18 protein-coding genes, 1 tRNA gene and 2 pseudogenes are annotated in these 26,169 nt (G+C 54.1%); 6 read left to right on the top strand and 15 right to left on the bottom strand.

Annotation, left to right across the window (positions count from 1 at the left end; all coding sequences use genetic code 11):
• Positions 1 to 11 precede the first annotated feature (11 nt).
• A tRNA-Lys gene (locus AVCG78_RS09055) sits at positions 12 to 87 on the top strand.
• Between the two features lie 62 nt (positions 88 to 149).
• Here AVCG78_RS09055 and AVCG78_RS09050 read toward each other — a convergent pair.
• The 4 genes from AVCG78_RS09050 to AVCG78_RS09035 all read right to left on the bottom strand — a co-directional run bounded on the left by AVCG78_RS09050 (position 150) and on the right by AVCG78_RS09035 (position 2,685).
• Positions 150 to 371: a site-specific integrase gene (locus AVCG78_RS09050; protein WP_234665050.1), complete on the bottom strand. Its 222-nt coding sequence runs from the start codon at positions 369 to 371 to the stop codon at positions 150 to 152.
• Positions 372 to 380: 9 nt separating this feature from the next.
• Positions 381 to 1,187: a site-specific integrase gene (locus tag AVCG78_RS09045; RefSeq protein WP_234665049.1), complete on the bottom strand. Its 807-nt coding sequence runs from the start codon at positions 1,185 to 1,187 to the stop codon at positions 381 to 383.
• A 174-nt stretch (positions 1,188 to 1,361) separates the two neighbouring features.
• Positions 1,362 to 1,970, bottom strand: coding sequence for a hypothetical protein (locus AVCG78_RS27455; protein ID WP_457548396.1), 609 nt, complete (start codon positions 1,968 to 1,970; stop codon positions 1,362 to 1,364).
• 181 nt (positions 1,971 to 2,151) lie between these two features.
• Complete coding sequence (locus AVCG78_RS09035; RefSeq protein WP_234665048.1) at positions 2,152 to 2,685, bottom strand: S24 family peptidase; 534 nt, start codon at positions 2,683 to 2,685, stop codon at positions 2,152 to 2,154.
• A gap of 204 nt (positions 2,686 to 2,889) precedes the next feature.
• On the opposite strand from AVCG78_RS09035, the gene AVCG78_RS09030 reads away from it, so the two are divergent.
• The 5 genes and pseudogenes from AVCG78_RS09030 (at position 2,890) to AVCG78_RS09010 (ending at position 7,184) form a co-directional block, all read left to right on the top strand.
• A complete protein-coding gene (locus AVCG78_RS09030) occupies positions 2,890 to 4,143 on the top strand; it encodes a helix-turn-helix domain-containing protein (protein ID WP_235694951.1) in 1,254 nt (417 codons plus the stop codon).
• Positions 4,144 to 4,170: 27 nt separating this feature from the next.
• Positions 4,171 to 4,311, top strand: coding sequence for a hypothetical protein (locus AVCG78_RS09025; protein ID WP_234665047.1), 141 nt, complete (start codon positions 4,171 to 4,173; stop codon positions 4,309 to 4,311).
• Positions 4,298 to 4,960 carry a transcription termination/antitermination NusG family protein gene (locus AVCG78_RS09020; RefSeq protein ID WP_071204227.1) on the top strand — a complete coding sequence of 221 codons (663 nt, stop codon included), beginning with the start codon at positions 4,298 to 4,300 and terminating at the stop codon, positions 4,958 to 4,960. Before AVCG78_RS09025 ends, AVCG78_RS09020 begins: the two co-directional genes overlap by 14 nt.
• Positions 4,961 to 5,168: 208 nt before the next feature.
• A pseudogene (locus AVCG78_RS09015) lies at positions 5,169 to 5,795 on the top strand (RHE_PE00001 family protein); the annotation flags it as partial.
• A 199-nt stretch (positions 5,796 to 5,994) separates the two neighbouring features.
• Positions 5,995 to 7,184, top strand: a protein-coding gene (locus AVCG78_RS09010) for an IS3 family transposase (protein ID WP_156636673.1) whose coding sequence is annotated in 2 segments (ribosomal slippage) — positions 5,995 to 6,244 and positions 6,244 to 7,184 — 1,191 coding nt in all. Because the reading frame shifts where the segments join, the coding sequence is not laid out codon by codon here.
• Between the two features lie 68 nt (positions 7,185 to 7,252).
• On the opposite strand, the pseudogene tnpA reads toward AVCG78_RS09010, so the two are convergent.
• From tnpA to AVCG78_RS08955, 11 genes and pseudogenes are all read right to left on the bottom strand, one after another.
• Positions 7,253 to 7,567: pseudogene (gene tnpA, locus AVCG78_RS27305) on the bottom strand (IS66-like element accessory protein TnpA); the annotation flags it as partial.
• A gap of 257 nt (positions 7,568 to 7,824) precedes the next feature.
• The gene (locus tag AVCG78_RS09000; RefSeq protein ID WP_071204345.1) at positions 7,825 to 8,616 is read right to left on the bottom strand and encodes an inositol monophosphatase family protein; all 792 of its coding nucleotides are present in this window, start codon (positions 8,614 to 8,616) and stop codon (positions 7,825 to 7,827) included.
• Complete coding sequence (locus AVCG78_RS08995) at positions 8,613 to 9,821, bottom strand: phosphoserine transaminase (protein ID WP_071204352.1); 1,209 nt, start codon at positions 9,819 to 9,821, stop codon at positions 8,613 to 8,615. Before AVCG78_RS08995 ends, AVCG78_RS09000 begins: the two co-directional genes overlap by 4 nt.
• A gap of 1 nt (position 9,822) precedes the next feature.
• A complete protein-coding gene (locus AVCG78_RS08990; RefSeq protein WP_071204343.1) occupies positions 9,823 to 10,878 on the bottom strand; it encodes a TauD/TfdA family dioxygenase in 1,056 nt (351 codons plus the stop codon).
• Between the two features lie 258 nt (positions 10,879 to 11,136).
• Positions 11,137 to 12,987 carry an FAD-dependent oxidoreductase gene (locus AVCG78_RS08985; protein WP_071204341.1) on the bottom strand — a complete coding sequence of 617 codons (1,851 nt, stop codon included), beginning with the start codon at positions 12,985 to 12,987 and terminating at the stop codon, positions 11,137 to 11,139.
• Complete coding sequence (locus tag AVCG78_RS08980) at positions 12,984 to 14,312, bottom strand: hypothetical protein (RefSeq protein WP_071204339.1); 1,329 nt, start codon at positions 14,310 to 14,312, stop codon at positions 12,984 to 12,986. The genes AVCG78_RS08985 and AVCG78_RS08980 overlap by 4 nt, the downstream gene beginning before the upstream one ends.
• Positions 14,313 to 14,327: 15 nt before the next feature.
• The gene (locus AVCG78_RS08975; RefSeq protein ID WP_156583012.1) at positions 14,328 to 22,055 is read right to left on the bottom strand and encodes a type I polyketide synthase; all 7,728 of its coding nucleotides are present in this window, start codon (positions 22,053 to 22,055) and stop codon (positions 14,328 to 14,330) included.
• A gap of 80 nt (positions 22,056 to 22,135) precedes the next feature.
• Positions 22,136 to 23,677 (bottom strand): YbaK/EbsC family protein, encoded by a 1,542-nt coding sequence (locus tag AVCG78_RS08970; protein WP_071204337.1) that lies wholly within the window; start codon positions 23,675 to 23,677, stop codon positions 22,136 to 22,138.
• Positions 23,678 to 23,696: 19 nt separating this feature from the next.
• Positions 23,697 to 24,602 carry a class I SAM-dependent methyltransferase gene (locus tag AVCG78_RS08965; protein ID WP_197434960.1) on the bottom strand — a complete coding sequence of 302 codons (906 nt, stop codon included), beginning with the start codon at positions 24,600 to 24,602 and terminating at the stop codon, positions 23,697 to 23,699.
• A 57-nt stretch (positions 24,603 to 24,659) separates the two neighbouring features.
• A complete protein-coding gene (locus AVCG78_RS08960) occupies positions 24,660 to 25,916 on the bottom strand; it encodes a type III PLP-dependent enzyme domain-containing protein (protein ID WP_081355306.1) in 1,257 nt (418 codons plus the stop codon).
• Entirely contained in the window at positions 25,909 to 26,163 is a 255-nt protein-coding gene (locus AVCG78_RS08955) for a hypothetical protein (RefSeq protein WP_139191389.1), read from the bottom strand. The genes AVCG78_RS08960 and AVCG78_RS08955 overlap by 8 nt, the downstream gene beginning before the upstream one ends.
• Between the last annotated feature and the right edge of the window lie 6 nt (positions 26,164 to 26,169).

Raw genomic sequence — 26,169 nt, 5'->3', positions numbered from 1 at the left:
GCGCTGCAGGCGGGTGATTAGCTCAGTTGGTAGAGCAGCTGACTCTTAATCAGCGGGTCGTAGGTTCGAACCCTACATCACCCACCATTTCAATAACTTACCCGCGAGTTTCTGGCGTCGTTTTGCAAGTCATCTAGAGTTTTACAGTTTCATTCACGGGACGTTCCGCGCCCAATAGCGTCGATAACCTCCTGGCCGGCGAGATAATGCTTGCGGATGATCGATTCGGCGTCTTCGCGCGAGTGGCCGGATATTTCGGAAATGAGTTTTATCTTTTCGTCATGCGGCCGGTCGAGGTGCGCATAGGCGAAGGTGATCGCGGTGCCGCGCAGATCGTGGAACGTGACGCCCTTTATACCGAGCCTCGCCATTTCCTTGCGCTAGGACGCCCGAAAGCCGCTCGAAGTCCAGTTTTGCCCGAACGAGTTGACCAAAACTCTTTGGCGCTGTGCCTCTTTAGCTTTACGCAGCATAGGCATCAGATCCGGCGCTGCTATCACCCGGACGCGCGCGCCAGTCTTCCCCTGCTTGATTGATAGCCGCTCGCCGTCGAAGGCGAGCGTCGGCATCGTGAGGATGTCTGCCTGCCTCTGCATCGTCCAAAGCGCCACCTTGGCCACGTCGCGGATGTGCGGCGATGCCTCGGCGAGAAGTTTGTCGATCTGGTTGGAACTCCAGATGATGTCTTTCCGGCTACCTTCGTGCAGTCGCTCCACGCGCTCGAGCGGGTTACGCATGATGTATTCGCTGTCCTTAGCCCAGACGAACAGGCGGCTGAGCAGGGCGATGTGCATATCGGCAGAGCGAGGCGAATCTTTCATCTTGTCGCGCCACGACAGAAAGCCACGGCGGCTGCCACGAGCTTCGACGGCTGCAAGCGGACAATCTCCGTACTCCAAGCGAATGGCTCCGAAGATCCTCTCATAATCGCGCCGAGTAGATGGCGAGAGTGCCTTATAGCGAGCCGTCTGACGATATTCATCGATCAACGAGCCGATAGTGTTGGTCGTGGCAGGTTTCTGGCGGTCTCGGGTCAAACGAAGGAATTCCAGAGTGAACGCCTTTGTCCCTGGTTTCGACTGCAGCCGTGGGGCGCCTTTGCCGCGCCAGGCATAGTAATACGTTTCCATGGTGCCATCTGCCAGCTTGACGTTGACCTTATGTACCCCCACGAGTTTTCCTTCCATTCTGCCACTTCTCCCAAGCGTTATTCGTATCTTCTGTGTCTCTCACGGTTGGCGGAAAGCTCTTTGGGGCAAATTCGATTTCGCCCGTTGGACGCATCACCACCCTGACGTGGTGCAGGCCCGCCATGGCCGCAGCATCTGCAATTTCCGATTTTGTGTAAGTGCGGGCTCGGCTCATGGCAGACTATCCACATTGTTGCCACAGGTGCGGTCGGTTGCGGCCTTCATAATCCTTAAGCACTTTCTGCGATCGAAGCGGCTCGGCTCTGCTTCCGCAAAGAAGCGGCTGCAAACCGCGTCGTCATATTCTGCTGCCCAGCCGTCGCAGCGGAAATCGTTATTGCTGCACCATGTGTAAATCTGTTGCCGCAGGCCATGACCTCTTTGACGCCATGCGTCTTCGTGTGGCGGGCGCTCATGTCTGGACCTACCGCTTTGCCTACTAACGACGGCGGGTGTTTGTCTTACGGCTGACAAGCTCCAGGTGATCAGGATGAGGCCGCGCGTAAAGACGATTGCGGCGAAAGTAATCGATTTCTTTATTGCCAGGGATGAAGCCGAATTCGTTGGTCCACATGACGAGATGGACCACAAGCGTTTTCCCATTGAGCGACATGCTCTGTTACGCTCCGCGACCGTTGCCACGTTTCGCCGTTGGCTGTCCTTGCTGATCCCGGCGCTGAGAAGGTCACTCTCGGTCTGCGAGCCGCGCTCCTGATAGAGCGCAAACATCTGATCGCGATCACGCTCATCTTTGGGGGTGACGGTGTCAGTTTGCTGCATGGTTCATCCTCGGTTTTGTCCTGCAGATTAGGGCAGAGCGGGCGTTGCGCTACCGGTTATCCGCAGGGATATGCATCACGCGGCGCGGATGGAGGATAATATGCGCAAACGGAATTGCATGAGCAAGATAAAAATGCGTAAACGCATAATTATTTTTTGTTGAGCGGATAATCTGGATATTTTACCGCGGCTTGATCCAGTCGATCGGCGCTGCCCACTCGACGATCTGGTCGATCATATCAGGATAAAGCGCATTGATGCTGGTCAGCGTCCAGGTGTTCGGGGTCGTGCCCGGGCGGACGGTTTTGACGAAGATTCGGCCATCCGCCAGTTGGACGACGGCGCGCCTGTTGACCATCTCGGAGGGCGGCAAGGTCTTTGAGTAGAAGAGGATGGTTCCCTCTTCATAGGCGGGATACATCGATTCCCCTGACACCTCGACGGCAACGGTGTTCTGATGGGCATCTGCCGGCGCATCGACATAGCTTTGCCCGCCATCGTCGGTGGCGTAGATCTCCTGGCCGGCGCCGACCTTGCCCATCAGCTTGACGCGCTTGAACGGTTTGCTGTCGGGCGTGCCGAACTCCATGTTGTAGAGTTCGCGGATCGCATCGCGGTGGTGGCCTTCCGGCTCCGAGCCCGCCTTCCACCGATTGACGGTGGATTGAGACACACCAAAATGAGCCGCCAGCTTGACCTGGTTCCATTTTTTCATGCTGAGCAGCTGGGCTATGTATGTCGCGATATCCATGGGCATGTGGATACTATAGATCAGTGAAACTAAAAAATCCGTTTATGGATAAAATCGTCTTCTCATGATATCTGTTTGCGCATATTATGCGCGGATGACATCCATCCTCCTCATTCATCTCCTGGATATCCTCGATCTGCGTACCCTGGTGCGCGCAGGCGGTGCGTTGTGAGCGGCGAAGCGACGATCCGGCGCGGGGTGCGCAATGCGCACTATGCCGCCATTCCCAATCATGTGTTTGAAGATGCCAGGCTTTCGATGGAGGCGCGCTGGCTGCTGTCTTATCTGCTGTCCAAGCCCGACAACTGGACTGTGGTGATCGGCGATATCGTCAAGAAGGGCAATTGCGGGCGCGACAAGGCCCGCAAGATGATCGCGGAGCTGGTGGAAACCGGCTATGCGGAACGCGAGCAGACCCGCACCGATGGCAAATTCGGGCCAACGATCCTGGTGATCTTTGACGAGCCGCGCCAAATGGTGCCGGATACCTCCGAGACCTCCGAGACCTCCGAGACCTCCGAGACCTCCGAGACCTCCGAGACCTCCGAGACCTCCGAGCCGACAGATGCTTGTTATGCTTTCGAAGCGGCAGATGCGCCTGAGGCCGCCGACACATCCTGCAGTTCCGGCGGATCTGATGCGGCATCCAAAAGTGTTGCATTTCTACCGCAGACTGAATTGCCGTCGCCGGTAAAATCGGCCCTTAGTAATAACTTAAATCTAGCAAAGACTGACTCCTACCAAGGGGAGGGCGCGCCCGAACCGGCTGAGGACTGTCGTGGTGCCGCTGATGTCGACGACAGGGCGGCGAGGCGGCTGGCGCGCGCCCGGATCGGAGAACAGTTCGACACCTGGTTCAAGCTGTGGCCAAGGCCCGGCAATCCCGACTTTGCCCGCAATGCCTGGTTTGCGCTGTCGGCTGATGAGCGGGAGGCCTGCATTGCTCGTACACCGGCCTATCTGGCCTGGGCAGCACGTGAGGACCTAACGGTACCTGCCGTCTATCTCAAGGCACGGGCATGGAGAGAGGTTCCTGAGGGTCTGACGGGGCGCCAGGATCAAAGCCATGCCCGGACGCATGACCATCCCTCTGCCCGGACCGGCCCCCAGCTCAGTCCCCAGACCCATGTCATCGCCAAAGTCTGCGGCAAGCTCTGGATGGGTCGGCATTTCCAGGCATTGCTCGGAGATCCCGCAGGTCAGGTGGTGATGACGGCTTTTGATGAACGGCGGATTGCCACAGGTGCAATCAGCCGGGAGGCCCTGGCCTGGGAAAAGCGCCGTGATCATGGCTGGCCGCTGGTCAGCAAGATGCACGATCTTGCCGGGCGCAACGAGCCGTTCAAGACCGCGATCGACATCCTGCCGCTGGTCACCAGCTTCGAAACGGTCGAGCGCAGCAGTGCGCTGGTTGCGGCCTAGCGGCGGTTGCACGAGCGCCGCGGCTGGATGTTCGTCGATGGCCTGAGCGACCGGATCCCGTTTCCGGCGATCGACCAACAACAACCCGATCTCGATGTGGTGGTCGAGACCGCCCTTGATCACTTCACCATCAGCCTGAGCAAGGGACGCACCCATGATGCAGCATAACCGTGACCGTAACCAACAGACAGTCATCTCGAACGAAAGGCTCTTGACGCTGGCGCGTGTCACAACTGTCGAAGCCAGGCGCCAACGCCAGATCGCCATGGCACGGCGCGATCGCCCTGACTTCGACCAACTCGCTCGCTGGGTGGTGGCACGCTGCAAGAGCGGCCTGGAGCAGGCCATCCGCGATGCGCTGACTGAGCAAGGGATAGAGTGCTGGTGCCCCTGCGAGCGGCGAAGACTGCCGCCCCGCCGCCGCAAGCCGGCGATCACTGTCGAACGGCCGCTGTTTCGAGGCTATCTGTTCGTACGGGTGATCCCGGACAACGAGGCCTATGCCGGGCTTCTGCTGGCCTCCAAGCTGCAGAGCCTGATGGGCCAGGATGGCAAGCCTTATCTGATGCCGGAGGCCTTGATGCGACAGCTGCAATTATCCGCCAGGACTGCAGAGAGACAACACATGGATGCGGGCGATGTGCCGCCGGTGCCTGACATGCTCGGCAAGCAGGTAACGATCCGCTCTGGACCGTTTGCCGACTTCGTGGTGACGGTGCGCAAGGTGCTGTCGAGGCGGGGCCAGGTGGTGGTTGATGTTCCGATGTTCGGTGGCATGAGTGAGGTCACCGTGGGTGTGGATGTCATAGCGGAGTGAGGCGGTGGCTTCAGAGATTGAGACGTGTCGGTGCCCGATTGCCCGATGGCTCCGAAGGTCCGGTGGGCTCCAAGAGTAGGACGAATAGGGGGAGGGGGTGGGTTTGCCTTGAAACCGATCCGCCTCCTGCACCGGCGTCAGTCATTCGTGTGTAGCGAGCGGAAATTGGAGGGAAAAAGCCACTCTTGGAGAGCAGGTGACCTTGCCCTTGCTCGCCCGCTCTGAAGCCGCCATTGAGCAAGCAAAGACGCCCGGCCAGTCGGCGGCCGGCCGCGTCGGTGAAAAAAATCCGATGATCTATGATCTCGACTGGGATGAGGATCAGCGGCTGGACGAGTGGCACAGCGTAGTGCGGCAGGCGATCGTGGCCCTCGATGCCTGGAACACTTTGGAAGTGCTGCAGCATGCGCCCTGGCTCGGTCGGCTACTGGCCGCGTCGATCCTGCGTCACTCCGGCATCACATCAGGCACCCATCTCGCCGCCATCAATCTTGGCCTCAAAACCATACCCGTCGATCGCCGTCGACATCCTGACCGCGAAACGCGACTACTGGCGGTTGCCTATGGTTTTCTGGCGGCGGCAGAGCTCGGGCTCAAAGAGCATGACCGGCTGGCGCTGGCGCGAACGATGATGGTGCGAAAACTGGTCGGGAAGCGGACATCGTCAAAACTGCCGCAGATGATTGAGCTGGTGATTGCGAAGCCACTGGTGTCGGCCGGGATGATCGCCAAGGACCTTGGCGTCACGCCGCGGGCGGCGCTGCGGATCGTTGAGGAATTGGGCTTGCGGGAGATGACGGGGAGGGGGAGGTTTCGGGCATGGGGTGTGGTTTAAAGTATGGCCGACAGCGCGGAGTTATTCGCGATTTCTGCAGATTGCTTCTGCCCGGCTTTAACTCCGCCGCCACGCGTAGCCGCCAGATCGCATCAATTTTGGGCGCAGCTTGTCCTGGATTTCGTCGAGGCCAAGTGACCTTGCCCCACTGAACTAATCCATTTTGAAGTAAGCTCTGTCCCATTGAGAGGACCAGAGAATGAAGCGCAACCGTTTCACAGACGAGCAGATTATCGGGATATTGAAGGAGCATGAGGCAGGCACGCCGGTCTCGGAGCTTTGCCGCAAGCACGGCGTCAGCGATGCCAGCATCTATAAATGGAAGGCCAAATTCGGCGGAATGGAAGTTTCCGAAGCCAAGCGGCTGAAGACGCTGGAGGACGAAAACACGAAGCTGAAAAGGCTCCTGGCAGATGCGATGCTCGACAATTCGGCTTTGAAAGACCTTTTGGGAAAGAAGTGGTGACGCCCGCAGCAAAGCGGAAAGCTGTCGCTCATCTGATGGATCACCACCAGATGAGCGAACGGCGGGCGTGTAAAGCCATCGGCTTTTGCCGGATGACGATCCGTTACGAGACCAGGCGCTGCGATGACTATGACCTTCGCGAGCGGATGAAGGCGCTGGCGCATGAACGCCGCCGCTTTGGATATCGACGACTTCATGTGCTGCTCAGGCGTGAGGGTCACCTTGTGAACCATAAGCGGCTCTTCCGGCTCTATCGGGAAGAGAAGCTGACGGTGCGCAAGCGCGGCGGTCGGAAACGGGCGATAGGCACACGAGCACCGATGCTGATCCCGCTTGCCGCCAATGACCGCTGGTCCCTCGACTTCGTGTCGGATCAGTTCACCGATGGGCGCAGGTTCCGGGTGCTGACCGTCGTCGATGATTGCACCAGAGAATGCCTTGGCCTCGTCGCCGATACGTCTCTTTCTGGCCTGCGGGTTGCCCGTGAACTGGAGCGGATCATCGAGGGACGAGGCAAGCCGAAGATGATCGTCAGTGACAATGGCAGCGAATTCACCAGCAACGCGATCCTGCAATGGACGGATCGGACGAAGGTCGATTGGCATTACATCGCACCCGGCAAACCGATCCAGAACGCCTTCATCGAAAGCTTCAATGGGCGGCTGCGCGACGAGTTCTTGAATGAAACGCTCTTCTCGTCACTGAACCATGCTCGAGCAGGGCTTTCAAACTGGCGAGGCGACTACAACGATCATCGACCACACTCTGGTCTAGGCTGGCTGACACCGGCCGAGTTCGCTCAGACCATCAACCCGCGACGTGATGCGGTGCTGCGCAGCCGAAATGGCTCCGCACCGCAACCCGCCGCTACCGCCCCGAATACAGCAACCCAAAACCACTGGAGCGAACTCAAAACTGGATAAAACTTGGGGGCAAGGTCAGGGTCTATGTCGCTGTCCACACGGACACGGCGACCACGGCCCAGCTCAATCGTCACATCGCTACGCTTCCGGCGGGACTGCGATGGGGCTGGCGCTTCTAAGGCGGCGGGCTGGGCTGCCGGCGCGGCCTCCGAAACGATCACGGGCACCAAGGTGTTCGCCACCTGAAGCGACGGCTCCTCGATCCGGCAGAGTTCCTTGCGCCACCGAAAGAGCTGGCTCACGTGGATGCCGGCCGCACGGGCAATCTCGGAAAGAACCGCACCAGGCTCAAGGCAGGCTGCAACGAGCCGCTCTTTGTCCTCGCGAGACCAGCGCCGCCGGCGCTCCACAGACGTGATGACTTCAATCGGATGCTTGGTCATAGGACTACTCCTAGTGTTTGCACTAGGACTTCCGATGTTCGCATCAACCTCGCAAGACGGCCGTCACCGTGGGCTTACGCCAATGCCGCCCATCTTGACAATGCGCTGGCAAGCGTCGCTCTCGCGGAAGACGGCGTCGATCTGCTTGTCGAAGTATCAGTGACAGGGAAGGCACCACGATCCACATGCTCAGTTGTCAACGGAAGAATCAGTTCTTTCACGGGTGGTCAAAGTGCGGAGACAGCAGCACTTACAATTCAACATGCAGAACATTCAGCCTGAAGCAACGCTACTACATCCATCAGCCGGTTGCGGTCACCGACGGCAATAGTCTGTCCTGAACTCCCTAACCTAAGAGCCTCTCCCTTCCAATCCGTCATCGCACCACCTGCCCCACTTATGATTGCGCATGGTGCCATGATGTCATGAGTGCCTAGACCGGCATCCACAGCAACATCTGTACGACCACTTGCTAACGCTCCAAAAGCAAAGCTACTGGCACCGTAGAGCGTATATGATACTGATTTCTTTACTCGTAAAAATTGAGCTGCCTCAGCAGCCGACTGCATGTCCGGATTAGAACAAGACATGAAGGCACGCGAAAGACTTCTACAGGGACGGGTACGGGCTACTTCTGCGTTGCGCGTGGCCCACTCGCCGGCGACGCCGATCCAACGGTCCCCTGTCATTGGGATATCAATCAGACCTATCCAAGGCTGACCGCCCCGTGTTATTGCAATCAAGGTGCCAAAAAGTGGCACACCGGCGATGAAATGCGCGGTGCCATCGATTGGATCGAGCACCCAAACGATATCTGCACCAATACGATCTGCTCCGTACTCTTCTCCTAGGATCCCATGGCAAGGATAGCGACCTAAGATCCGTTCACGCATAGCGCGCTCAATTTCGAGATCGAGATCGGTCACCGGGCTAGAGTCGCCCTTCGTCCGCATATCTACCGAATCCGCGACATAAGCCTGCAACTTATCGCGAGCGATCTCCGCAAGATCCTGCGCAAATCCGATAAGTATATTCGTTTGTTCTCTCATTCGTTCAAACTCATCTCGGCGCGGGTTTTAGCAATAGCCCAGTCGACCCAAGGTAACAATGCTTCGAGATCTGAGCGCTCCACAGTTGCGCCTGCCCAAATCCGTAAACCCGGCGGCGCGTCACGATAGTTCTGAATATCGTATCCAGCCTCCTCATGTGCAACGACCTCGCTCACACGCTGTGCAAAGCGTCGTTTAAGTATTTCAGGCAGGTCTGCAGCGTGCCGGAACTCCAAACAGACTGAAGACTGAGAGATCGTTCGCGGGTCGGAGGCGAGAAACTCAACATCTGGGGATGTATCGACCCATGCCTTAATTACTGAAAAATTTTCACCAGTTTTTGCGACGAGACCGGGCAATCCGCCGACGCTTTCAGCCCACGCCAATGCGTCGAGTGCATCTTCGACGGCGAGCATGGACGGAGTATTGATTGTGAAACCCTCAAAAACTTGATGAAGTAGCTTCCCGTTCTTGGTCAGCCGAAAGATCTTTGGAACGGGGCGGGTGGGTCGATAACTTTCTAATCGCTTAACTGCCGCTGGTGAAAGTGCAATCATGCCATGCGCGCCCTCACCGCCGAGCGACTTCTGCCAAGACCAAGTGATCGCATCAAGTTTGCGATAATCTATCTCCGTACAAAAGACTGCCGAGGTGGCATCGCAAATAGTCAGCCCGCGTCGATCGTCAGGAATCCAATCAGAACCTGGCACACAAACGCCCGAAGTCGTGCCGTTCCAGGAAAAAACGACATCCTTATCGAAATCTACAGTAGACAAATCGGGGAATCCCCCGAAATTCTTCGCGCTGTAGACTTTAAGTTCGGGTACACACAGTTCGTTAGCGATATCATGGAGCCAATCTCGGCCGAATGACTCCCACTCGCAGACCTCTACTCCATGCTGTCCCAGCAAATTCCAAAGCAGCATTTCAACTGCTCCAGTATCAGACCCAGGCACGATGGCAACAAGATAGTCGTCAGGGAGCCGCAGTACCTTGCGAGACAAGTCAATTACTTGTTTCAGGCGGATCTGCCCCTCCAGCGTCCGATGCGAGCGCCCGACATACGCGTCACGAAGCAGCGTGGCGTCCCAACCGGGCCGCTTGGGACAAGGTCCTGAGGAAAAATATGGTCGGGCCGGCTTCAATATAGGCTTTGTCAAAGGTGCCTGGCCAGACTGAACTAAGGGGGATACAGACTCTTCCATATCAAGCTGCCATGCTGACATAATGGCGGCGCGCACCTTCATAGGCGAAACGGCCGTGTTGCATAATTTGGTTGTCAAGAACCAACAAATCGTGCGGCTGCATCCGAACGGCATAAGAACTGCGCCATAACGCTGCCCGGAGCATACCAATTGTGTCCGGATCTATTGGGCTACCGTCACCGTAGCTTGTTGTCGCTGGATAGGCGTCTTCTGGCAAGTCACCCGGGAACTGCGGATGATTCCGCCAGTAAGAGCTATTCAGCTCGGTTATCTGGTTGAACCAAAGCTGTTCGCCGGTCTCGGGATGCCGGAGAATAGCTGGCCGTTGATAGGAGTATTTTAGACGGTCACCATTAATCCATTCAAAATCATAACCATTCTGGCGCATGTATGCTTCGACTTCCATGCAATCATCGGTCCCGAACGTGTCGGTCCAGCCAATCTGCCCCGATTGGGATCTGCGCGGCAGCATGCGGTAGTAACGCACACCAAGGCGCTCAAACTTCTCACGAATGTCAGATGGTACCAGGGGGAGTGTCTGACGAATGTCGTTTATAGGAACCTCACCGCCCCGCTCAGCCTGCGTATCGCAATAAAAGAAGATCTTTTTGGGATAGTTGGCGAGATAAGCCATTTCATTGTGCGGCGCGAGAGTGATCCGTGGGTCTTCGTCGCTTGCGCTCATCGACGCTCGATTTTCCTGCTGGCGTATGGCGATGCCGCCTTTGTAACTGAATGCCCCATATCCAAGCGCACGTATAAATGCTTCGAATTCATTCCTGTCCCGGAGCGGGAAGTTTCGAAGCAACACTCCCTTATTGAGGGCGAGCTGGTCGTCGATCATGCTACGGCATTTCTGGAGCCTATCAGGATCATCAAGAAATCTATCCGTTTCTGTAGGTGCAACAGTCAAGATTCGCGAGCCAATATCGGGAATATCCTTCGGAACCAATGGATGGCGAGAAGTGGCGAGGAACGGTCGACCGTGAACGGGCACACTGAACTTCTCACTGTGGTTGACGATAAAGAAATAGTTGGCAAATTTTATCTCATCCATTTTCACTGCGCATCCTCCTTTTGGGTTAGGCTTATAACCATCGATTAATTAAACTATAGAATGCAATTTACACCTTTAAGTCGTGGTATTTTGATCGGAATTCGGAACCTGCGTACTAATGCTCACTCCTATAAAGACAACAAAGCTGCCGCTTTCTTGGGAGTTCAGATTCAATAAATAGAAATTGTAACACCAAGAAAATAATTGACGCCACAAAATGCAATTATGTTATCGCGGCCTAATTACAAGAATGGTGCATTAGATAATATTAGTTTCAGGTCGTTTTTGTGTAATGTTCGACCCATGGATCGGTGTGAATAAATCTCTATACATGTCTATGAAGCGTTCCCATTCGCGTTGCGTACGTGCGTCTGGCCAGCCGAGCAATTTCGACATAGTTTCGAGACTGAAATGAGCGATATCCCAGTTGAAATCGCACTTCCCTAATTCATTAAATCCCACGGCATCTCGTAAGCCGCCGAAATTCATCATGTAATCGGTGTAGCAGTTGAGCGCCTGAAATTCTGCGTAATGCGTTATCTTTTCCTCAAGATACCTCATATCGCCAACGGGATGTTGTGGTGAGTTGATGGCGAATTTGGACTCCTCGGGGACCGGTGTGAACGCAGTTTTCAATGTTGTTGAAGAGCCTAGTGTCTTGATGCCGCGCTTTTGTAGATTGCGTTTGATCATCCTCCCTACGTCTTGGCCCGCCCACCGGTATTCGGTCAGTTTCACATTGACTAGATCAAAGACTGCACCATCTCCCTGACTAACTTCATTAACCCGAAACATTCGTGAAATGTTTTGAACGGAGATTTCGTTGGGATCATTGTAGGGTAAAGGCCGGACTCCGACGAAGACGTTGAAGATATCAGCTTCCGAGATCTTCCACTCGTCGGTGACAAGGTGGTTGTAAGAACTCATCAGCTCCTCGATTTCATCCCGCTCCGGAAGTACCTTATCTGGGTCAGTGTGGTATCTATCCGTTGTTGTACACTGAATGTACCAAATACCATTTTGGAAGAACGGCCTGAGGTAATGTTGCCGTTCCGCATTGAGAGGCACCAGTCCAACTCGATATTCTGGATGATCTGATAGTTGTTGATGAATGAATTTGTTAGTAACCTCAACGTGTGTGCCGCGTGAGTAGATCACTGTAGTCCGCTGATCTGGGCGGGATGTGCGGTTGCGAACATGATCGATCCAAGGGCCCGAAGCATTTGTCAGTGTGTGAGCCTTGACCACAACTTCCTTCGGCAAGTCGTCTACATCGAAAAATTGGCGTAGATGGACATGAAAGCAGCCATCATCACCGTGCCACGCATAGTCGACTAGCTCGACACGACAAAGTGCGTAAATCGGATGCTCTTTTCCTGCTCGGTGTACTGCGTCGCGTAGGGTCTTGATTACAAGCGTCTGGTCGTTGCTTGTCTTCCCGTCCCAATATTGTATCGCTCCCTTCAGTCCGGTGGAACTGAGGAATGGTAGAAGCTTTTTAAGTCTTTCCACTTTGGAATAGATCGCAACCCTTCCATAGCGACGTTTAAGATGAGAGAATGACCAAAGTGTTGTGAAAAGCTCGTAGATGAGAATTCCGAAAAAGACTGGCCACTTCTTCTCGGGGCTGTTGTCGTAAACGAACACTAGGTTCGGATGAACGTCCACTGTTCCAGTTGAGGTATTGACAAGCACCATACGCTCTCGCGTGCCGTGCCAGACAAGTTTCAAATCCAACCAAGCGGAGCGGAGGTTATCCACAGTACTTTGCTTGATAGTGGCATCCTTGCGCAATTTGAACGCAAGCATCACGCGATGAAACGACATCCTGAGATAACGGATGCCAGGATGAATTGCCTTGCCAGATTTGCTCGAGGTGCTCGAACCAAATGTGCTGCGCTCGCAAAGCAGAGCGGACGCATTACCACGCGAACTAAGGTCACGTAGAACACCCGCACCTGCAATTCCTCCGCCCACGATCACGGTGTCGAACACATAATGAGGTTCTTTTTCGTATATTTTCACCACGTTTCGGAAGTGACCCACGATATCATTTAGTGAGAAGGTTTGTATGGGTGATTGGTTGTCGACACCGTGTTGATGGTTCACGGTAGCCCTCCTTTTTCAACTGCGATGATGCGATGATTGCTGTCGCGCCAGACGCGAAAGGTGATGCGGCTGCTATCGGGCAGTGGTGAAAGGTTGTCCCAGTCCCAACACTTGTTAATCATGTAGTCCATGAAACACACAATATCTTCCGCACTCATTCCACGCTTGCCGCGTTTTAATTCTGCTAGCTGCTCCTGAGTTTCGCGTTCCGCAACCATGCTACTGAAGGACGGCCAGTTGAATGCGAGCAGGGCATCGATGCGGTCGAAAATCGGTTTCCAGTTGCGCAGCTCGGCGGCTATATTCTGTCTCAACAAGGTATCTTGCGCTGAAGGGTCTGAGGTCGTAGTGGCACCAGCGAACCAAAGATCGAAAAGGAACACTGCAACTTTACCGTCTACTGCAATCGCTGCGGCGTTACCGGGCGGTATATCATCCGCCTGCTTGTCAAAATTGGCCAGATATACACGACTTTCTGATGTACTCGCTTCAAGTTCAGCGATATTTCTCCGGAGACGGCCGATGTCCTGGGTACCAGGCGGAGCCCGGTTCGAGAGGCCAGGACGCCCTGGATCAAAACCACAGGCCCGCAGCGATTCACGATCAGCCTTAGACAGGTACCAGTCGTCGCCGCTTCGCGCTACAGCGCGTCCATCCACAGTTGTATCGAGCAAGGCATTTAGCAAAACTGTCAATACGCCCGTCGTGACAGTTTTCCCGGCACCCGGACTGCCATTAAACGCCACCATGAACATTCCACACGGGCGCACTGCCGCGCGTTCGCTGATGATCCATTGAGCAAGGGGCAAGAAGAATTGCCAAAGGTCAACAATTGGAATCTGCGTTTGGTCAATTATCTCGAAATGCGTCGCCCACCAAGCCCGGAAACTGGGCCAAACAAGTCGCAAGCTTTCGATCGCCGCATGGGTTTCTTTGGAGGGATCAATCAAGGCGTGCCTACCCCTAAAAGCCGAGCGGATTGGGTCGACTGAAACCATGCGGATCAGGGCGGAAATTGCTTCCGTAGTTGGTTGTTGACCTTCGGCGATTGTCAGTAAAGTCGGAGCAATGTGGAGTTCAACTGCCTGCTTATGTGCACCACACGCTCTGTGGAAGCGCTTAGATGCCTTAGCTTCTAGTCTTCGGATCGCGCAGTAGCTCTCCTTGGCTAGTAAGAAGCCGCCATTGCCGAGATCCGGTGCGGTAGACAAAAGCTCGTCAATGTGGGCTAGTCGCGCGTTATCTTCGTCCGAAAATTTCCTTCCCGTCTGCATCAATGGTGGCGGAAAGGGAAGAGGTAATCTAAAGTGAAGTTGCTGGTTCATGCGGTGATCTTCGGGCTAAATTGAACATAAAGTTTTATAGAGGTCGCCCAGCGTCTGATTGGGTCGCGCAATCAGCGTCAACGGCACCTCCTTTCCAAATATCTTGGAAAAATCTCCCCGCATTCTGGCGAAATCAAGCGAGTCTAGCCCAAGTGCCTGCAGGGTCCGCGTCTCGTCCCAACGGTGCACATAGGCTCCGAGGATGGTCCGCACCGGATGGGTGGTATCGGCCTCTGGAATGGTGGTAGCGGCAGGCGCTTCTGCCTTTGCATAGGTAACGGTTGAGGTACTGGGCGTCTTTGGCGACAGCGCCGAAATTAAAGGTAGATTTCGCCATGGTGAATGTGACCAGTCAACATCGCAGATAGCGAAGCGTCCGCCGTTCGCCTCACCCGCCAGGAGAAGGCCAATGACCTTTCCTAACCCTTGCAGGGCTCGCTCCGGTATCAATGGAAATTCCCCGGAGCTACGGGCTGTTTGTAAGGCCTTCAGGCTGCGTGCCGTCATCCCGACATCCGCCCAACTTCCCCAGTGAATTGAGGCGACGTCCGGACCGCTGGCAAGTGTCTCCCAAGAAGCAACGGCATCCAAATAAGCATTCGCTGCAGCATAGCTGGATTGTCCAGGTGTGCCGAGTAGTGATGAGACTGACGAGAAAGCAACAAGCCAAGGCGTTCCAAATTCCCGGCTCATTGAGATCAGATCGCTGAGTGCTCGCTTTGGTGCCATTACGGCTTGCACTCGCTCTGGCGTTTGATGCATGAAAAGGCGGTCATCAAGTGTTGCTGCGAGATGGAAAATCCCCGCTAGTCGTTCACCAGTGTGAAGCACGGCCCGGAGGTCGAGTTGTCTGTCGAGACCGAGCGAGATGTCGCGCACCTTCGAAGTTTGATCGGGCGTGCCCCTGCGGGAGACTGCTACAATACGTTCCGCCGGGACGCCTTGTTCCTCTATGAGCCAGCCAATTACCGCTGAACCAAGGCCACCAGTCGCCCCGGTGACCAAATATGTTCCAGGAACTTGACATAGCGTATTACGGGCTAGATCGGGTAGATTGAGCTGAGTGAGCCTTCGAGCAAAGTAGCATCCATTTCGCGCTATTAATTCGTTTTCTTCTGGGATGGAAATAGCGTCCTGCAGTGTCCGGGTCAGTGCCTTCCCTTCCCATAGATACTCGTCCGGTATGAAAAGGCGTCGCACTTTCAGCTCAATCCCCTCCTGTGCGAGCGTGGAGCTCAGACCTCCAAGCCCGCCGCCCGCCGCATTCGCCGGAAGGGCAAGAAGAATCTCGCCGAGAGCATCTGAGGCAATCAGCCTCTGTAAATACTCCATTAGCCATGCCATGTGTCGGTCGAGCGACAGCAGATTAAGGATACCACAGAACGAGATCGCAACTGCGGCGTCAGAAGCGAGCGCACGCTTTGTTTCGGTAATACACCTGTTGAGGTTGTCATCAGGCTGCACCACAACAAGCGTCTTTCCTCTGGATTTCGGTACGGCGGTCGTTAGAACCTTATAGACTGTGTCGGTAGCGCCTCGCTGCGTAAGGCCCATAGTCCACAGTGCGAGATCGAGGAAGGTTACCGCTCTTTCGAAAATCTCTCGTTCGGCTTGAATGATGAAGCTGTGGTCGCCCTCGTGAATCTGCGCGTCCAATAACGCATGGCTTGACAATGCCGCCCATTCATAAATCTTTTTGGCTGAAAAGGAGTGATCGGCATTACCGCAGTGAATCTGCAGCGGGGCAGAGACTATTGGCCCCTTTGCTATGTTGGTAGATAGCGATGTTGAAAGGCGAGCATCGAGGGCGAGGTCTTCTTTAAGCAACGGTAAAACTTGCTCTCGCCACAGGAGATCCAACTGCATGTCAGGCGGCGTGAGTAGGAACTCATTGCAATCTATTTTTTCGCTCTCATCGACACCGAATGGCGAACGGCCGACGAGGATCAGTCCGGCGATCTGCTTGCTATCCGCGAGGTCTCGCAATGGCCCGTTGAGAAGTGCAGTAGCAACCGTTACGCCGAGACTCACGCCACAGAAAGCGATGTGGCCATTGCCCGCGTCATCACGAATTGACGCTGACAATTCTTGTAGAAAAATGCTGTCTGCCGATCCGTCTTGCAGGTCGATTTCACCGTTCTTACCGCTACGCCTAGGATACTCTACAGCCACTATATCCAACCAATTGGGCGAATTCTTCGACCAATGCTTAAACGTTGCTGCAGATCCTCCAGCGAATGGGAAACAATAGAGCTTGATCCTAGCTGCGGGCTTTGTTGTAGTCCGAACAAGGCACCGTGCTGTATTTGGTTCCGGCACCACAATGGAAGTTGCATGGGGATCGACATAGATGGATTTGTCTGGCCGAGCCCAAAAGCTAGTTTTCTCGAACGAATAAGTCGGTAGAACCGGTTGCCTTCGAGGTTTGGGCGGTCCTCCATGAGATTCGTGAAACTTCTCCCAGTTGATAGATGCGCCATGAGACCACAGCGTGCCGAGCATGCTCAGGAACCTACACTCGTTTTCCATTGGCGCTTCGGAAAAATCAGACAGAGAAGGGAGTATGATTGGTTGTTTAGCAGCCGCGCGGCCGCGTAGGTGTTTGCCGATGAGATTGGTCAGTACCGCCCCAGGACCAATTTCAAGAATGATATCCGGCTCCCATTGCAGTAACTTTTCCACGTTAGCGCTCCAAAGAACACGGGAGGTTACGTGCCGTGACCAATAGTCGCTTGCGACACCGCTGTTATTGAACCATGTTCCGCTAACATTGCTCGCCATAGGAATGGTTGGGGCTTGGCTGACTATACCTCGAGCAGTTTCGTTCAATTTGTCCGCCACGGGCTGCATTAACGGACTGTGAAAAGGGTGGCTGACTGACACCCTTCGGCAATGGAACCCTCTCTTGGTCAGTTCGTACTCGGCAGGTTCAAGATCAACTAAGCGGCCCGCGATCACAATTTGATTGGATGTGTTTTCTACTGCGAGCCATAGCGTATCGGGTTTGTTTGCTTCGAGCCACTGATTGATCTGCTGGACATCGCCAGCCACGCTGAGCATACCACCGATATGGTTTGCGTCGTGTTTTTCATCAAGCATGGCCTCTGACGCAAGTGCACGATTAGCAACAAGCCTTGCGGCGTCCTCAAGATTAACGATGCCGGAGATTGCGGCGGCAGCATATTCGCCGACACTGTGGCCGGCCATTGCAACGGGCCTTAAACCGATGTCTATCAGGCTCGCGGCGAGAGCATACTCTACAGCAAATAGACCGCATTGCGTTATTATCGGGCGCTTGACCGAGATTTCATCGGCATGGAGCAGCAATTGGACAGGATCTTCTTCCAAATGGGTTGCCAGATGCCTGCAAACCAGTTCAAACCGTGTACGGAAACGTCCACCGTCAGCTATGCCGCTATAGAGCGCGCGCGCCATAGCAGGATGCTGAGATCCTTGCCCAGAGAAGCAGAACGCAATCGTCGCGGCGTGACCTTCTGTTTGTTTCGGCTGGACATGGGCAAGGGCGGCAATTTTAGTCGCGGCTTCCCCCGAATTGCCGGTGATCACTGTGGCTGCGCGTACCTGATGATGCTCGCGTCTCGTGTTTAGCGCCCATATAGCGGATGTAAGTTCATCTGGGGCCATTCCCGCGACAGCACCTGCTAATTCGGAGCAGTTGCGAGCGAGCGCCTCGGGCGACTTGCCTGTTATCGTAGCGAGGTGTAATCTAGAAGCTTCCCCAAACGATCCGAACTCCGGCGCCTCTTCAAGAATAACGTGGGCATTAGTGCCGCCTATACCGAAGCTGGAAACTCCTGCGCGTCTGGGCAACTGTCGGTTTGGGTCCGAAACTTCCCACGGTTCTAAGTTAGTCTGAACCGAGAAGGGAGAGCCATTACACTCTACTATATCGACAAGCTTATGGTTCAGCTTATCAAAATTTGCTGTCTTCACCAGACTGCGATGATGTAGGCTAAGTACCGTTTTGATGAAGCCGGTGATCCCAGCAGCGCAGTTCGCATGCCCGATATTGCCTTTCACGCTGCCAATGCGGCAGGTGCCAGGCTTCGACATCTCTCCCGCCCGGTGCGCGTCGAAGGCGTCCTTGAGGCCTTTTATTTCGATCGCGTCCCCCACGAGCGTCGCGGTTGCATGGCATTCAACGTAAGAAATCGCCTCGGAATCGATATTGGCCATCTTGATCGCATCCGAAATACAACGGGTTTGCGCCTTGGCGCTAGGCGCCGCATATCCCGCCTTAACGATTCCATCATTCGAAAGGCCAAAGCCCGACATCACCGCCCAGATGTGATCGCCGTCGGCGATTGCATCGTCTAAGTGCTTAAGCACCACTGCGCCGACTGAATCTCCAAAAAGCGTGCCACTCGCTTCCTGATCGAATGGTCGTACATGGCCATCGACACTGCCAACAAGGCCGTTCTCGTAGCGATAGCCGAAATTAGGGAAGTTGATAGACGAGCCACCCGCAATGGCCATGTCGCACTGGCCCGAAAGGATCGATTGCGCCGCCTGCGCCACAGCGACAAGCGTGCTACTACAGGCCGACGTTACCGTTAGCGAGGGGCCGCCAAGATCCAGCAAATAGGAGACCCGGGTCGCAATGTAGTCTTTTTCATTGCCTATTTCCGTCAGGAATAGCCCAGTTGGGTCCAGCGGCGTCTTGAGACCTCCGCCATCAAGGTGATGGACAAGGTATCCGTCGATCCCGCAAGAGGCGAAGACGCCAGTACGGTATCGATAGGGATTTTTGCTGCGTAGATAACCCGCCTGCTCTAGCGCCGCAGCGGCGACTTCTATGAAGACGCGATGCTGTGGATCCATGATCTCGGATTCACGCTTACTGATCGACCAAAAGCCCGCATCGAACTTGTCCGCATCGTTGATTTTCTGAGCGACGGGCACCCAATTCGGATGGTTTATAACCTCTGGCGGAACACCTTTTCGCTCGAGCGTTTCGCGATCGAAAATCGACAGAGTGTCCTTCCCAGCTTTCAGATTTTCCCAGAATGAGAATATCGAATCGGCACCTGGGAAGCGACCAGCCATCCCAACAACTGCTAGTTTGGTTGATTGTCGCGGGACCTTGTCAACTATGCACTTGATTTCGTGCGGTTGGGTTCCAGACTCGTTGAGGACCGAAGCCATTTGCGCAATTGTCGGGTAATCAAACACATCGAGTACGGAGAGACTGATGCCATACTGATCCGCCAGTGCGCTGGTTAAGCGCGCCGCAGCAAGGGAGTCGCCCCCAAGAGAGAAAAAATTGTCCTCCGCTTGCACATGTTTGATCTTCAACACGCTCCTCCACGCGGTGGCGATCTTGGATTCTACAGCGGAGAGAGAGGAAGACGCAAAGGGCTCCATTTCGTCTGGCGGGGCGGGCAATTTGCTAAGGTCGAGTTTGCGTGATTCACCCTCTCGTAATGGGATGTGATCTAGTCCTACGTAGTGCCGTGGACGGGCATACTCTGGGAGATGCAGCGAGCCTCGCAACCGTACTCGGGCTAGCGTCGTCTCTGAAGGCATGCCGTCAATACCATGTATATAAGCCACCGTGTGTATGGGTTGTCCTGTTTCGCTGTCGATGACCGGGATTACAATCGCACGGACAACTCCTGGCTCGGCTTCAAGGACGCGCTCCGTAGCGAGCAAAGAGACTTTAAAACCGCGCAATTTCACGGTGTCATCCAAGCGACCAAGAACCTGAAGCTGCCCATCGGGCAGAAATCGTGCCCGGTCACCAGTGCGATAGTAGATGAACTCTGGTATACCCCATTCGGCATTTTTTTTGCCAAAATGGATGAATCGTTCCGCTGTTTTTACGGCATCTTGAAAGTACCCGGGTGCAATACCGGGACTAGCGAAGTAGAGTTCGCCTGTGGCCCCATAAGGGACGGGCCGCTGTTTAGTATCAAGTATTATGGCGGTGCTGCCGTCGAGAATTTTTCCTACTGGCACCGTGACGGATTTCGTCTGGCTTGTTTCTACGAGCAGGTCGGCAAAGGCTATATCGAGACTTTCCCAAGTACTATAAGCGTTGACGAGGCCTACGTTCTTTGGCAACCGATCACGCGCCTTCGCCACGATACGACTGGTCACGACCTCGCCCATTAACAACCACATTTCCATATGAGCGAGCCGTTTGTTGAGGGCAGGGCCGACGACCGCGTTGTCGAGTACACTTTCTAGTAGGGAAGGAGTGGCTATGATTCGCGTGATGCACTCCCGCTCGAGTATTTCCACAAGTTGCACGGGGTCAAAAATCCGGTCGTCTGGGACGACCACTGCTGTCACTCCCTGCAATATCGGACGCAAGCACTCCCATGCAAAGAATACGTTCAGACCTTCGCGAGAATCTGGCCGGTAGGGATAGCGGTCGTAACGCGCCTGGAAACAGAAGAGGCAGCCTCTATGCGTTGTGAGGACCGCTTTGGGTTTTCCCATCGATCCGCTGGTCATCGAGATCATTGCAATATCATCGCCAACGACGGCGGCCGGGCTTTGCGAGAACTTCTCGGGAAGAGGCAAGGCATCCTCGCCAACAAGCAGTACAGCGCCGCTACTTTTAAGCTCATCCGGAAGACGCTTTACCAAATCCCGTATTGTGATAATTACTTTGGGCTTAACTGCCTCAATAAACGTGTGTAAAATATCATCCGACCATCCCTTTTCTAAAAGGCAGGCAGGAGCTCCGAGATAGGTGCTTGCTAAAATACCGATACTGTATTCTGCACAATGCGGTAGGAAAAATCCGATAGCATCACCTTTGATGACGCCATGCTCTCGCAGGGCACTTGCTAAACTAATAGCGCTTTTTCGCAGTTCATCAAACTGCCATGTTCGATCCCCTTCTACAAGGGCGTGCCTCGTTGGGTGATTCCAAACTTCCTTTTCAAAGCGTTGCCAAAGCGTTTCGTTTCCCAATTCTTGCGCAGCTGCGGCGGTCATAATAGCGCGCGGACAAGCCTCTTGCGTGACAGCAAGTATATGGTTTAGTGCAACTGAGAAGCTTTTTTCACATTCGACCGTGTAGAAATGCCCACCATGAAACGTCTCAACGGATAGCTCGCTGTAATGAGATGACCATCCTTCCAATTCGTCCTTTGTTACAGTTGGATCTTCAACGCCATAAAAAAGTGTCGCTGGTAACGATGAAACTCGACCAATGTCGATGATGCAAGTCTCATCGACTTCGAGGTCCGCTCGTAGTGCGGGTAATGCGAGCTGAAGGAACTCCTGGTCGGAAAGAATTTCATTGGAGACAAGACCCCAAGATTTCACAACATCGAGAAACTCAGCATCGGGCAGTTCGAATTTTAATCTGCCGCCCGGCTCGTGCCGGGGCTGCATATGCGGTGCGCGGTGCGCTGATAGAATAATATGTCGCGGCAGTGATGCGCCGCGCATTCGAAGCTCCTCGCACACTAGATGTGCAAGTAAAGCCCCGAAACTATGGCCGAAAAAAATGTACGGCGTACCATCATCTGCAGCCGCCACCATATCGGTTAAGGCATCTACAATCGGCTCAATCCGCCTCAAGGGCGGTATAGATTTTAATGCGCCGCGGCCCGGGAGTTGGTAGGAAACCAACTCGACGCCTTCAATAAGAAACTTAGGCCAGTCGCGAAAGCTTGTAGACGATCCGCCGGCATGCGGAAACGCAAAAAGTCGAAGGAAGACATCAGACGGTTCGTGAAGAATAATGGGCTGAATTTCTTGCACCGGTCATCTCTCTTTACTGTCAAAGGAGGGGTATGCAATACATTCGTCGATCTTCTTGATCGGCTTGAAAATAAGGCGGGTTATGCCATTCCTATTTCGTGTGCCTGAGGTTGGAAGATCCGTAAGTAGTCTCTCATCTCCATGATGATGGAACGGTCGAGGCAACCAGCGTTGAAGGCTATGGTTGAGTTCTCTTCAACAAAGACGGCATCGACCACGAGTGGAAGTCGATTGCTCGGCGCAAACGGTGGCACGGCACCAGGAACGCAACCAGTTAAGCGGATGACGTCGTCGGACGACGCGAAGCTGGCGGCGGTGCCGCCGAACTTTCGCGCAAGGGCTTTCATGTCAACGCGCCTATCACCCGCGACCACCGCAAGCACATAATCTTCGGTGCGTCCGCTACCTTTTAACTTACATAGGATTGCTTTGCCACTATGAGAGACAGGAGTGCGGCGCAGTTCAGCGACGGCCTCTGTACGCCCTTCCGCCTCATGCTTGACCATCTCGTAGCGGGCATCATTGGAATTGAGAATTCCGACGATCTTGTCGTGAGCCTCACAGATAACTGCACTCTCTACTACATCGCAATAAGAGGGGCGAAGTGCCGTCTCGTCCCCAAGAATTATTTGTGTCTCATCCTTTTGTTTGCCCAGCATTTGTTTAAGACGCATGTGGGTCTTCGTCAATTCACTAGCTTTACTTGTAGCACGGTACGCCTCTAACGAGGGGTAGCCACTTTGCGCCTCTCTTGTAAGCTCAGCCTGGAAAGCGCCGTTACGGATATCATCGAGGATTATTTTACCCTTGGTCTTGGTCGATGTGTTGATAAGTGCGTTCAGATACTTTTGAACACCATAACGACATGTGGGAGAGCCCTGCTGCTCAATTACTTCAAAAAGGCCCACGTTGGCAGCCTCCAGTAGCATTTCGGCCATCTCACCGGAGCCACACGTGTCTAAGAAGGAGGCTACGGGATCGTAGCCGTTTTCAATCAAAATTTCGAATGCCATGCGAAATGCATCGATCAGCAGCGGTGTGAGAAATTGCTCCTGAAAAAGGTCGAGTTCAGTCTCCTGATCATACGAGACCGGGACTACACCTTCACGCGTAAAACCTACTGCCTTGGCTATGCACAACGTTTTTTTAAGTGCACTGGTTGAAGCATCTTGTATTACGTCAATGAAAGCCAAAACGCCGCCGCCTTCGAGATAGCGTCGGCGAATCGGCTTGCCGAACATCTTGGGAGCTAATAGAGCAACGTCTACGCCGCAAGGGAGCTTAATCTCTCCGAAGCGAATTGAGTAGCCATGCGCAACGATTAACAGATCGTTTGGACGGAGATTTGCCCTGATATCACGATGAAATACTTCCTGATGTGCATGCTCCGGTATAAGCAAAACAATCACGTCGGCTAACCGTGCCGCATCGCCGACCGACTGTGTATCAAACCCGTCCTTAATTGCTTCAAATTTGTAGCTGTCTTCAATGTTGCCAACGACTAACGAAATGCCGCTATCACGCAGGTTCGCGGCAAACGCCTTTCCTTGAATCCCAAAGCCGATAACGGCGACGGTCTTGTCCTTGATAAATGATAGGTCTACGCAATCATCAAAGTACATTTGTTTTGCTCCTTAACGCTTATTGTGCAGCAATTTGGGCGGAGCCTAGTGACCGACAGCGGAACGTGGTCACCTCGTGGAATAGTTCAGCATCCGCGTTTTTGGCTAGGAGTGCTGCAGCCTTCAGGGCTGACAGCCTGATACCGCCGTCTCTATCGGCATAGAATTCACACGCAAATTCCTTTTCAAACCCGGTACCGTCGAGGATTCGCTCAATTGCAACGAAGAATGCGATACTCGTCTCCTTGTGTTGGCGAACGATTTGTGTATGTAGACACTCTGGTTCGTAGCCATTTGCGCGAAAGAAATTGAGAATAGTCTCATGGCCAACGCGGCATCCAATGTTCATTATTACTTCGGCACATGGCGCATATAATTTAATCTGTTGCAGAAGTGCTTGGTTCAGTCCAAGTCCAATTGCATTAAACGGAAATTCTTCGAAGGTTGACCAAGGGTAATAGTGCGCGTAGTGATCGTCGGACTTATTGGGCACTGAGTAATCCGCGCTGCCGCGCCATTTGCTATAGACTTGCGCCAGCCTTTTATCAGTCGGACAACCGACCTGCGGAAGGCACGCGATGACCACATCGGCTGCGGTGATCGCGGTGCGTGCATCCTCCGTGTCGATCAAGCTCACCGCACCCTCGACGGGGTGAAACCGCTCGGCCCGTTCTGGCGTTAGCTTTGCGACATTACGGATCGCGAGCATCGTTAGCCGCGGGTCAATATCGCTGCCAGATGCAGAGGCGACGTCGCATTTGTCGAGTAGAAAAACCGCATTGGTTCCCGTTCCAATCCCGACCTCATATACATGTCTACCTTGGAGTCCCGCACGCCACAGCCCGATTTGAAACGTTTCTGTCCAAGGATCGGTTGGATCAAAGGCAAAACTTGGAGCTTCCAGTAGTGATTTATCGCAATTCATGTTCATGACATCCTTTTTAGAGTGCCTTTCAGCTAGCTAAGGGAGGCATAAATGTATTCAATCATGAAGAAACAGCTCGCGTGCCGCACCGCGCATACAATGATCAGATCTCATCGAAGCGGCATATCCACCGGCATTAATAAGCGCGATAACATCACCCTCTTCAGGCGCCGGCATCTCATGCTCTACGGCCCATTTATCAAGCGCTTCATTTATATTGCCCACGACAGTCAGTGGGCGCTTAGGCACGGGGCGAGGAACTGTAGGAACAGGGTGGCACGGTAGACTATAAAAAGCTGGTTCCATAGCGAGGTTGAAGCCGGCATCGACTCCGACGAACTCAGTCTGCTTTCGCGTTTCACGATACGTGACTGTTGTCAGTAAGACGCCAGCTTCCTTAACTAAGAAATCACCGGGTTCCAGTGCGATTCGAATGCCACGATCAGCAAATGCTTTTGCAATAACATCAGCCCATCTGTGCAAATCAAGCGGGCGGTCACTATAGCGGTGTGGAACTCCGAGACCGCCGCCAATATTCACTTCCGTCAGGTTGGGCAGGCGATGCATGAACTCATGACTTGCCGTCAGTATCGCTTGCAAGTCCTCCAGTCCTTCGTTGAGGTATCCAGAACCCGCGTGGAAATGCAGCCGCACGACTTTGAGTGCATGTCGCTTCGCAATGGCAAGTGCATCGTCAAAACTGTCCAGGTAGATGCCAAATTTAGTGGTCTGGCACCCGCTATATTTCAGCATGTCATTGCCAGTATAGCTGATACCCAGATCAGGATTGATCCGGATGCCGATCTCTCGACCTGGACAAAGTCTGCCGAAGCGCTCAAGAGCAGAGAGCGAGTCGAGATTGAGGCTAATACAATCGAACCGTGCTAAATCATCAACGTCACGTGCACTGAGAGATGTTCCGGTAAATGAGATGTCCTTCTCACGGAACCCGCAGGCCAGAGCATGCTTTAGCTCCTCGGGCGAGCAAACGTCAGCACCGACAATTCGCTTTTCCGATAAAAAGCTAAGAAGCTGCGGGCTCCGGTTTGCCTTGATAGCGTAGTAGACTCTATGATTCACTCCCGCATCACGAAGCACCTGGTGCAGCTGGCAAATCTTTTCAATGACCTTGGCCCCGCGTAAAACGTAGAGCGGCGTTTCCAGCTTTAGTGCCGCCGCAGTAAGATCGCAGTCTCCTAACGTTAGACGACCATTGACATAACGAAGGTCGTCCCGCCGCCACCAAGATTCTGTCGCCTCCGGCTCCACTAAAGTGGTTGGGTCGATTTTGGCCAGATCGGATCGCTCAAGCATTGGCGCTAACAAATCGTTGGACCGCCGCGCCTCGTATATCGTCCGGCAGAGCCCCACAGTCAATCGCGACGATTTGAATGCGATCAGCCAGCTCGGGACAGACCTGACCGAATAAACTGGCGTGATGCTGGTTCTCCACGAGCACGCAGAGCTCGGGCGTTTCTAAAGCTTGATCGACAAGGCGTTGTTTAACCCGAACAGCAATGATGGCCGGCGTAAGCCCACGACAATCGATTATTTCTTTCATATTGTT

It is taken from the genome of Gillisella vitis (genome assembly GCF_021559775.1).
Taxonomy (GTDB): domain Bacteria; phylum Pseudomonadota; class Alphaproteobacteria; order Rhizobiales; family Rhizobiaceae; genus Allorhizobium; species Allorhizobium ampelinum.
The sequence above is the reverse complement of the archived record's forward strand: the minus strand, read 5'-3'. Positions and strand labels throughout refer to the sequence as shown.